Source organism: Vibrio sp. 10N.222.52.C12, assembly GCF_041474215.1.
Lineage (GTDB): Bacteria > Pseudomonadota > Gammaproteobacteria > Enterobacterales > Vibrionaceae > Vibrio > Vibrio crassostreae_C.
Genome location: NZ_JBFRTR010000176.1, coordinates 10228 through 20138, shown reverse-complemented (window position 1 = coordinate 20138; position 9911 = coordinate 10228). Strand labels below are relative to the sequence as shown.

The following is a 9911-nucleotide window of genomic DNA, read 5'->3' as shown; positions in this document are numbered from 1 at the left end:
ATATAAAAGTGAGATGAATAGTTGAAAATTCAGAGCAGTATTTCTATTGAATTTATAATAATTATTAAGAATATCTTAAAAAATGATATGTGACAGGTGGAGTAGTCAACTTATGTAGACTATTCTTCTATTGATTAGTTCATTAACAAAAAGCTATTTTTCTCGGAATGATATGTTGCATTGTTGCTCTTGGTGAGTACAATTGCGGCTACCTGATGCGAGGTGTTGGTTAATTTGTTGTTAAACTCTGGTTTACACGGTTAATAATGTTATCGCACGTAGAGGTGCAATTATAAAAAGTAACTTCCGTTGGGGTGATGCCAATGAACGGGAATGAAAGGTGTAATTGCCGAAGTAAATTGTATATCTAAGCAATTTGCTGGGGTTGTGCTCAATAGGTACAACACTGCCATAGTCTTAATTTTAAACTATGGAGCGCTACTGTAGGGTTGGGTGAAGTGTTCACTTCCCTTTCGCTTAGTTCAACATGAGCTTGGTCAGCCGTATCAAGTTTGTCTGCAGTAGATCTCTAGCCAAATAAAAAACTGGTTTTTGAAGATCATGAATTTAATAGATTTTGCAACATCACCTTTATCTTTGCTTCCGCCCCTTGTGGCTTTGAGCCTTGCTATTGTTACCCGCCGTGTATTGGTTTCTTTGGGTGTCGGTATCATCATGGGTGCGATTCTACTTGCTGATTACTCAGTAGGTAACGCAGCTAGCTACGTGTTTACTAAAGCATCTGGTGTTTTCATCGAAGATGGTGGCATCAACACTTGGAACATGAGCATCATTGCATTCCTAATTATTCTTGGAATGACAACGGCATTATTAACACTGTCTGGCGGCACTCGCGCATTCGCGGAGTGGGCACAGTCTCGCGTTAAGAGCAAACGTGGTTCAAAACTACTTGCTGCTTTCTTAGGTGTATTCATCTTTGTTGATGACTACTTTAACAGCCTAGCGGTTGGTGCTATCTCTCGTCCTGTAACAGACCGCTTCTATGTATCTCGCGCTAAGCTTGCTTATATCCTAGATTCAACTGCTGCTCCTATGTGTGTGATCATGCCTGCTTCTAGCTGGGGTGCTTACATCATCACGATCATTGGTGGCATCTTAGTGACACACGGTGTGACAGAGTATTCTGCACTGGGTGCTTACGTTCGTCTTATCCCAATGAACTTCTACGCTGTATTCGCACTACTAATGGTGTTCGCAGTAGCATGGTTCGGTCTAGACGTTGGTAAGATGCGTGAGCATGAGATCGAAGCATCTCAAGGCCGTGGCTTTGAAGGTGACAACGATCAAAAGCAAGCTCACGATCTAAACGAAGAGTTAGATATCGAAGAGAGCGAAAACGGTTCAGTTTCTGATCTTGTTATGCCAATCGTATCGCTAATTGTAGCGACAGTGGCTGCAATGCTTTACACAGGCGGCCAAGCGCTGGCTGCTGATGGCCAAGCATTCAACCTTCTAGGCGCATTCGAAAACACGGATGTAGGTAAGTCTCTTGTTTACGGTGGTGTTATTGGCTTACTAGTAGCACTAGCGACAGTATTCAAGCAAAAGCTATCTATGACTGATATCGCAAGAACAATGTGGATCGGTGCTAGCTCTATGTTTGGCGCGATTCTGATTCTTGTGTTTGCATGGACTATCGGTTCTGTTATCGGCGACATGAAAACGGGTTCTTACCTATCGTCTCTAGTAACAGGCAGCATTGATTACCACTGGTTACCGGTTATGTTGTTCCTTCTAGCGGGCGTTATGGCGTTCTCTACAGGTACATCTTGGGGTACGTTCGGTATCATGCTACCAATCGCGGGTGATATGGCTGCAGCATCGGATATCGCACTGATTCTTCCAATGCTAAGTGCGGTTCTAGCGGGTGCAGTATTTGGTGACCACTGTTCTCCAATCTCAGATACGACGATTCTGTCTTCTACTGGTGCTCGTTGTAACCACATCGACCACGTCTCGACTCAGCTTCCATACGCGTTGTCTGTAGCGTTCGTATCGTGCATTGGTTTCATCACTCTAGGTATGACATCTTCAATTGGCATCGCATTTGGCGCAGCGTCTCTAACGTTTGTTGCTGTATGTTTTGCATTGGCTTACTTCTCTCGCTGCAAAATGGCGACGTGCAAAAGCTAAAATTGAAAGTTAATCAGTAAACTATCAGGGAGGCGTTTGCCTCCCTTTTTTGTGCCTGTTAATTTAATTTTAAGTTTCGTGAAAAAAGTTCGAATAAATGGTTGAAAAAGGATGTCAGCTTAGTTAGTGTGGAGACAAGACAGCAAACAACCTAAGAGCTGATAAGTATGCGTAAATTAGTAATGAACATTCATCACCATCATCACCCTATCTAGTCTTTCGGGGAGATTTACGTATACCCGGGAGCAAGATTACTCCCGGAGGTTAAGTCAAAAGAATTTAGATTTAGACCCTCGGGATGACAAAGTCCCCGAGGGTTTTTTAGTTTTAGCGCTTTTAAATAATCAATAAATTCAAATATTTGCACAGGGATACAGCAATGCAGACACAACGCCTAAGAATCGCAATTCAAAAGAAAGGTCGCTTAAGTAAAGAGTGCCAAGACCTACTTAAAAAATGTGGTGTTAAATTTAATATCATGGGTGAGCGCCTAGTGGTTCACTCACTAAATATGCCAATCGACTTGTTACTCGTTCGTGATGACGACATCCCAGGTCTTATCATGGATGGTGTAGTTGACCTTGGTTTCATCGGTGAAAATGAACTAGAAGAAGTTCGTCTAGATCGTGTTGCTCTTAAAGAGCCTTCAGAGTTCCGCACACTACGTCGTTTAGACTTCGGTGGTTGCCGCCTTTCAATCGCTATTAATAAAGACGAAGAATACAACGGCCCACAAGACTTAGCGGGCAAACGTATTGCGACAACCTACCCACAACTACTTAAAGCCTACATGGACGAGCAGGGTGTTGAGTTCAGCACTTGTATGCTAACAGGTTCGGTTGAAGTCGCGCCTCGCGCTGGCCTTGCAGACGCTATCGCTGATTTAGTTTCTACAGGTGCAACGCTTGAAGCGAACGGCCTAAAAGAAGCAGAAGCTATCTTCCAATCGAAAGCAACACTGATTCAACGTGTTGGCGACTTCGACGCAGACAAGACCGCACTGATTGAAAAACTACTGACTCGTATGCAGGGTGTTCAACAAGCGAAAGAGTCGAAGTACATCATGCTTCACGCGCCAACCTCTCAACTAGAGCAAATCAAAGCATTACTGCCTGGTGCTGAAGATCCAACGGTTCTTCCTCTATCTACAGACAAAGACAAAGTTGCCGTGCACCTAGTAAGTACAGAGAACTTGTTCTGGGAAACAATGGAACAGCTGAAAGAGTTGGGTGCAAGCTCGATTCTAGTATTACCAATCGAAAAAATGATGGGGTAGTGACGATGAGAACCGTTGTTTGGCAATCTTTAAGTGAATCACAGCAAGACTCGGTATTAGAGCGTCCAGCTATTACTGAAGGTGCAAACATCACAGCGACTGTTTCTGATGTTATTGCAAAAGTACGAAATGAAGGCGATGCCGCGCTTAAAAAGCTGACTGCAAAGTTTGATGGTGTAACTCCAGAATCTATCCGAGTCAGTTCGGGTGAGATTGAAGAGGCGTGTGCTCGTCTAACACCAGAGATGAAGCAAGCGTTAGAGCAAGCTTATAGCAACATTGCGAAGTTTCACGAAGCTCAAAAGCCGCAGCCAATTAAGGTTGAGACACAGCCTGGTGTTGTGTGTGAGCAAGTGACGCGCGCGATTAATACTGTTGGCCTTTATATTCCCGGTGGCAGTGCGCCACTACCGTCAACGGTTCTTATGTTAGGTGTTCCTGCTCAAATCGCAGGTTGTCGTAAGGTTGTGCTTTGTTCACCTCCGCCAATCGCTGATGAAATCTTGTATGTCGCTAAGCTTTGTAAGATCGACGAAGTTTACAACGTTGGTGGTGGTCAAGCGGTTGCAGCAATGGCTTACGGTACCGAGAGTGTGGCTAAAGTCGATAAGATCTTCGGCCCAGGTAATGCCTACGTTACGGAAGCAAAGCGCCAAGTGAGTAATGACTTCCGCGGAGCAGCTATTGATATGCCAGCTGGCCCATCTGAAGTGTTAGTGATTGCTGATGAAACGGCTGATGCAGACTTCATTGCAGCGGATTTGTTGAGCCAAGCGGAACACGGGCCTGACTCTCAAGTAGTATTGGTAACTCCATCTCCAGTGGTTGCAGACCAAGTAACAGAAGCGGTTCAAAAGCAACTGAAAGAACTGTCTCGTGCGAACATCGCTCAGCAAGCATTGGCTTCAAGCTTAATCATCATTGCTGAATCGATCACTCAAGCGATTGCGATTTCGAATTTCTACGGTCCTGAGCACTTGATCGTTCAAACCAAGAACCCACGTGAATTGCTGCCATTGCTAGATAATGCAGGCTCAATTTTCCTTGGTGACTGGTCTCCAGAATCTGCAGGTGACTACGCATCCGGCACAAACCACGTTCTTCCGACTTACGGTTATACCAAGACGTATTCAAGCCTAGGTTTGGCTGATTTCTCTAAGCGAATGACGGTGCAGGAGCTTACAGCCGATGGGTTGAAAGGCCTAGCGCCAACAGTAGTAACAATGGCGGAAGCCGAAGGTTTGGATGCACACAAACGCGCTGTGACTATCCGAGTTGAAAAGTTAAATAAAGCGAAATAAGGGTAGGGCATGGAAAAGTTAGCAAGAAAACAAGTTCAGGCTCTAACACCTTACTTGTCTGCAAGACGCATAGGCGGTACTGGTGATGTATGGCTAAACGCCAACGAATCTCCGTTTGATAACGAGTACAACCTGAACTTGTCTCGTCTTAACCGTTACAGCGAATGTCAGCCAAAAGAGCTGATTGATGCTTACGCTCAATACGCAGGCGTGAAATCAGAGCAAACACTGACGACTCGTGGTGCTGACGAAGGCATTGAGTTATTGATTCGTGCTTTCTGTGAGCCGAACGAAGACGCTATTCTTTACTGCCCACCTACTTACGGTATGTACGCAATCAGTGCAGAGACGATTGGTGTTGAGCGTAAAGTTGTGCCTCTTACTTCTGAATGGCAATTGGATCTTCCAGCTATCGAAGCTCAGCTCGACAACGTAAAAGTGGTGTTTGTTTGTAGCCCAAATAACCCAACCGGTAATTTAGTTGATCGTAAAGACATCATCAAGCTGCTTGAAATGACACAAGACAAAGCGATTGTGGTGATGGATGAAGCGTATATCGATTTTTGTCCAGAAGCGTCAACCGTTGATTTGCTTGAGCAATATCCAAACCTAGCGATTCTGCGCACCTTGTCGAAGGCCTTTGCTTTGGCGGGCTTACGTTGTGGCTTTACGCTAGCGAACAAAGAGCTTATCGATGTACTGTTGAAAGTGATTGCTCCTTATCCAGTGCCAATCCCTGTTGCTGACATTGCCGTTCAAGCTCTCTCAGAGCAAGGACTAGCGCGAGCTAAGTTCCAAGTTCTAGATTTAAGTGCTAACCGAGCGTATTTGCAGGCGGGTCTATTAGGTATGCCTCAAGTGACGGTTTTTGATGGCTGGGGTAACTACTTACTGGTGAAATTCCCGAACGGCGATGAGTTATTTAAAGCGGCTTGGGATACGGGCATTATTTTGCGTAATTCACCTATTGAAGACTGTGTTCGTATTAGTATTGGTAACCGCGAAGAGTGCGAAAAGACACTTGGATTCATTCGTAACTTTTATCAGTAATGAAAGGCTTACCAGTAATAACATTTGCCAGTTTGAGTTGATTAATTGGGCTGGCAAGTGAAACCAATATTTTGGGTTAGCGTTTGATTTTAGCTAGGCCACCAGATTTAAAATTAAAAGGAAGTTCAAGTGAGTAAACAACAGAAAATACTTTTTATAGACCGTGACGGCACCTTAATTGTTGAGCCGCCAGTTGACTTTCAAGTAGACCGTTTAGACAAGCTAAAATTCGAACCGCGAGTAATTCCTAGCCTGCTTGCTTTGCAAGATGCTGGTTACCGTCTAGTGATGGTGACTAACCAAGATGGTTTAGGTACCGATAGCTACCCACAAGAAGATTTCGATGCACCACACAATATGATGATGGAGTTCTTCGAATCTCAAGGCGTTAAGTTTGACGACGTGCTTATTTGCCCTCACTTTGACGAAGACAACTGCTCTTGCCGTAAGCCTAAACTGGGTATGGTTAAAGAGTACCTACAAGGCGGTAAAGTCGATTTCCAACACTCTGTTGTGATTGGCGACCGAATGACGGATCTTCAACTGGCAGAGAACATGGCAATCCGCGGTATTCAATATAGCCCGGATGCGGAAACTGAAGGCACGCTTAACTGGCCACAAATCGTTAAAGATCTGACGGTTAATGCGCGTATTGCTGAAGTAGTTCGTACCACTAAAGAAACAGATATCAAGGTTGCAGTAAACCTTGATGAAACCGGTGGCAACAAGATCGATACCGGCATGGGTTTCTTCGACCACATGCTTGATCAAATCGCGACACACGGTGGTTTCCAAATGAACCTGACTGTGAAAGGCGATCTGCACATCGATGATCACCACACGGTAGAAGATACCGCTCTTGCTTTAGGCCAAGCATTGAAAGATGCACTAGGCGACAAACGTGGTATTGGCCGTTTTGGTTTCAGCCTACCAATGGATGAGTGTTTGGCTCAGTGTGCGTTAGACCTTTCTGGTCGCCCATACCTGAAGTTCGATGCTAAATTCAGCCGTGAGCAAGTGGGTGATCTTTCAACCGAGATGGTGGTTCACTTCTTCCGTTCTCTAACTGATACATTGGCTTGTACGCTACACCTTTCTTCTGATGGCAATAATGATCACCACATCATTGAGAGCCTGTTCAAAGCGTTTGGCCGTACTCTTCGCCAAGCAATCAAAGTTGAAGGTAACGAGTTACCAAGCAGCAAAGGCGTTCTGTAAGGGTTAGGTATGAAAGAGCAAAAAGTCGTTATTATTGATACTGGTTGTGCCAACGTTTCATCGGTGAAGTTTGCGATTGAACGTTTGGGCTACGCAGTTGAAATTTCAAAAGAACCAGAAGTGGTTCTTGCTGCCGACAAGCTATTCCTACCCGGTGTAGGTACAGCAAGTGAGGCAATGAAGAACCTGCAAGAGCGTGACCTTGTTACCCTTGTCAAGCAAGTTGAGAAGCCTCTGCTGGGTATCTGTCTAGGTATGCAGCTGTTAGGCAAACTGTCTCAAGAGAAAGGTCAAAAGGCTGATGAGTTAGTTGAATGCCTAGGTTTGTGTGATGGTGAAGTTCGTTTACTTGAAACGGGCGACTTGCCATTACCACACATGGGTTGGAACACCGTAACGGCAACACCTAATCATCCTCTATTTAAAGACATTGAAGAAGGCGAATACTTCTACTTTGTTCATAGCTTCGCAATGCCAGTGGGCGACTACACAATCGCACAATGTGATTACGGTAATCCGTTCACTGCGGCGGTTCAAAGTGGCAATTATTATGGTGTTCAGTTCCACCCAGAGCGATCTTCGAAAGCTGGCTCTAAGCTGATTCAGAACTTCTTGGAATTGTAATAAGGATTAGGCAGCGGCTAACGTTGCCATATAAGGAATGTAAATGATTATTCCCGCGTTAGATTTAATTGAAGGCCAAGTAGTTCGCTTATTCCAAGGAGACTACGGGCAAGTAACAGAATACAAAGTAGACCCAGCAGAGCAGTTTAATCTGTACCACCAAGCTGGCGCTGGCTGGCTGCACCTTGTTGACTTAACGGGCGCAAAAGACACAACGGCTCGTCAGTTAGACTTGATTGCTAAGCTCCTTGCTAGCACGCCTGCGAACATCCAGATTGGTGGTGGCGTGCGTAACGAACAAGATGTCGTTGTTCTGCTAGAAGCTGGCGCACAGCGCGTTGTGGTTGGTTCTACAGCCGTTAAGCAACCTGAGTTGGTGAAAGGTTGGATGGAGAAGTATGGCGCGGAAAAAATCGTGCTGGCTCTAGACATCAACATTGATGAAAGCGGCACACGTAAAGTGGCGATTTCAGGTTGGCAAGAAGATTCAGGTGTGACTATTGAAGCGCTGATTGAAGACTACCTCACGGTTGGCCTTAAACACGTGCTGTGTACCGATATTTCACGTGACGGCACGCTAGAAGGATCAAACGTAGAGCTCTATGTTGATCTTTGTAAGCAGTACCCACAAGTGCAATTCCAATCATCGGGCGGCATTGGCAGCCTAGCTGATATCGAAGCGCTTAAAGGCAGCGGTGTTGCGGGTGTGATTGTGGGTCGTGCGCTACTTGATGGCAAGTTTACCGCAGAGGAGGCATTTGCATGTTGGCAAAGCGCATAATCCCTTGTTTGGATGTCCGTGACGGACAAGTGGTTAAGGGCGTTCAGTTCCGTAACCACGAAATTATTGGTGACATCGTTCCGCTAGCACAACGCTATGCAGAAGAGGGCGCCGATGAATTGGTATTTTATGACATCACCGCATCAAGTGATGGCCGTGTGGTCGATAAAAGCTGGGTGAAACGCGTAGCTGAAGTGATCGATATCCCTTTCTGTGTCGCTGGTGGTATTAAATCAGCAGAAGATGCAGCGCGCATTCTTGAGTTTGGTGCGGATAAAGTGTCAATCAACTCACCGGCATTGGCTAATCCACAGCTGATTACTGACCTTGCTGATAAGTTTGGCGTTCAGTGTATCGTTGTCGGTATCGATTCATACTTCGACAAAGAAACCGGTAAATATCAGGTTTACCAATTTACAGGCGATGAAGCGCGTACTAAAGCAACCAAATGGGAAACCAAAGATTGGGTGCAGGAAGTACAGAAGCGTGGCGCAGGTGAGATTGTGTTAAACATGATGAACCAAGATGGCGTTCGTAACGGCTATGATATCGATCAGTTAAACATGGTGCGTGAAGTGTGTAATGTGCCATTGATTGCCTCTGGTGGCGCTGGTGCAATGGAGCACTTTGCTGAAGCTTATAAAAAGACCAACGTGGATGGAGCACTTGCGGCTTCGGTATTCCACAAACAAGTCATCAATATTGGTGAACTTAAACAGTATTTAAAACAACAAGATGTAGAGGTGCGACTATGAGTTTTGAACCCGTAAGCTTATCAAAAACAGAAGTAGGCGCATTGTCAGAGCGTATTAACTGGGAAAAAGTAGATGGCTTAGTGCCAGCGATTGTTCAAGATTACCAGTCAAGCCAAGTGCTAATGATGGGATACATGAACCCAGCCGCACTTGAGAAAACGGGTGAAACTGGCAATGTGACGTTTTTCTCTCGCACAAAAGAGCGTCTTTGGACGAAAGGTGAAACGTCGGGCAATGTATTGCAACTGCAAAACATCGCCTTGGACTGTGACAGCGACACCTTACTGGTTAAAGTTAATCCCATTGGTCCAACGTGCCACACAGGTACAACAACGTGTTGGGATGGAGACAAGCAAGAAGAGTCTCAGATGGTGTGGCTTCATCAGCTTGAGCAGCTATTGGCTGCCCGCAAGGACGCCGATCCTGAATCTTCTTATACTGCCAGTCTATATGCCCGTGGCACCAAGCGTATTTCGCAAAAAGTGGGCGAAGAAGGCGTTGAAGTCGCGCTTGCGGCGACGTCGGGCGATAAGGCGGAGTTAGTGTGTGAATCAGCAGATTTGATTTACCACCTAATGGTTCTTCTTCAAGACCAAGGCTTATCGATGGATGATGTGGTAAATAAGCTGAAAGAGCGTCATAAGTAAGCTCTCTTTAGATTAATAGAACCGCGTAAAAGACAGACAAAAGCCCCGCAAACAAACATGTTTACGGGGCTTTTTAGTTTTTTAATTTTCAAGATTTCAAGATTT

Annotated in this window: 9 protein-coding genes, 1 riboswitch and 1 other annotated feature; all 9 genes read left to right on the top strand. The window is 45.2% G+C overall.

Features of this window, described 5'->3' with window-relative positions; translation table 11 throughout:
* The first annotated feature begins 271 nt into the window (after nt 1–271).
* A riboswitch (Lysine riboswitch) is annotated at nt 272–449 on the top strand.
* A gap of 112 nt (nt 450–561) precedes the next feature.
* The 9 genes from AB4623_RS23200 (at nt 562) to hisIE (ending at nt 9806) form a co-directional block, all read left to right on the top strand.
* Entirely contained in the window at nt 562–2154 is a 1593-nt protein-coding gene (locus AB4623_RS23200; protein WP_017060263.1) for a Na+/H+ antiporter NhaC family protein, read from the top strand.
* Between the two features lie 190 nt (nt 2155–2344).
* Nucleotides 2345–2480: a sequence feature (His leader region), on the top strand.
* 53 nt (nt 2481–2533) lie between these two features.
* A complete protein-coding gene (gene hisG / locus AB4623_RS23195; protein WP_017060264.1) occupies nt 2534–3430 on the top strand; it encodes an ATP phosphoribosyltransferase in 897 nt (298 codons plus the stop codon).
* A complete protein-coding gene (hisD, locus tag AB4623_RS23190; protein WP_017065318.1) occupies nt 3430–4731 on the top strand; it encodes a histidinol dehydrogenase in 1302 nt (433 codons plus the stop codon). The genes hisG and hisD overlap by 1 nt, the downstream gene beginning before the upstream one ends.
* A 9-nt stretch (nt 4732–4740) precedes the next feature.
* The gene (gene hisC / locus AB4623_RS23185) at nt 4741–5781 is read left to right on the top strand and encodes a histidinol-phosphate transaminase (RefSeq protein WP_017060266.1); all 1041 of its coding nucleotides are present in this window, start codon (nt 4741–4743) and stop codon (nt 5779–5781) included.
* A gap of 129 nt (nt 5782–5910) precedes the next feature.
* Nucleotides 5911–6999 carry a bifunctional histidinol-phosphatase/imidazoleglycerol-phosphate dehydratase HisB gene (gene hisB, locus AB4623_RS23180; protein WP_017067390.1) on the top strand — a complete coding sequence of 363 codons (1089 nt, stop codon included), beginning with the start codon at nt 5911–5913 and terminating at the stop codon, nt 6997–6999.
* 9 nt (nt 7000–7008) lie between these two features.
* Nucleotides 7009–7623 carry an imidazole glycerol phosphate synthase subunit HisH gene (hisH, locus tag AB4623_RS23175; RefSeq protein ID WP_017060268.1) on the top strand — a complete coding sequence of 205 codons (615 nt, stop codon included), beginning with the start codon at nt 7009–7011 and terminating at the stop codon, nt 7621–7623.
* 43 nt (nt 7624–7666) lie between these two features.
* A complete protein-coding gene (gene hisA / locus AB4623_RS23170; RefSeq protein ID WP_372147438.1) occupies nt 7667–8404 on the top strand; it encodes a 1-(5-phosphoribosyl)-5-[(5-phosphoribosylamino)methylideneamino]imidazole-4-carboxamide isomerase in 738 nt (245 codons plus the stop codon).
* Complete coding sequence (hisF, locus tag AB4623_RS23165) at nt 8386–9159, top strand: imidazole glycerol phosphate synthase subunit HisF (protein WP_017060270.1); 774 nt, start codon at nt 8386–8388, stop codon at nt 9157–9159. Before hisA ends, hisF begins: the two co-directional genes overlap by 19 nt.
* Nucleotides 9156–9806, top strand: coding sequence for a bifunctional phosphoribosyl-AMP cyclohydrolase/phosphoribosyl-ATP diphosphatase HisIE (gene hisIE / locus AB4623_RS23160; RefSeq protein ID WP_017060271.1), 651 nt, complete (start codon nt 9156–9158; stop codon nt 9804–9806). The genes hisF and hisIE overlap by 4 nt, the downstream gene beginning before the upstream one ends.
* Nucleotides 9807–9911: the final 105 nt, after the last annotated feature.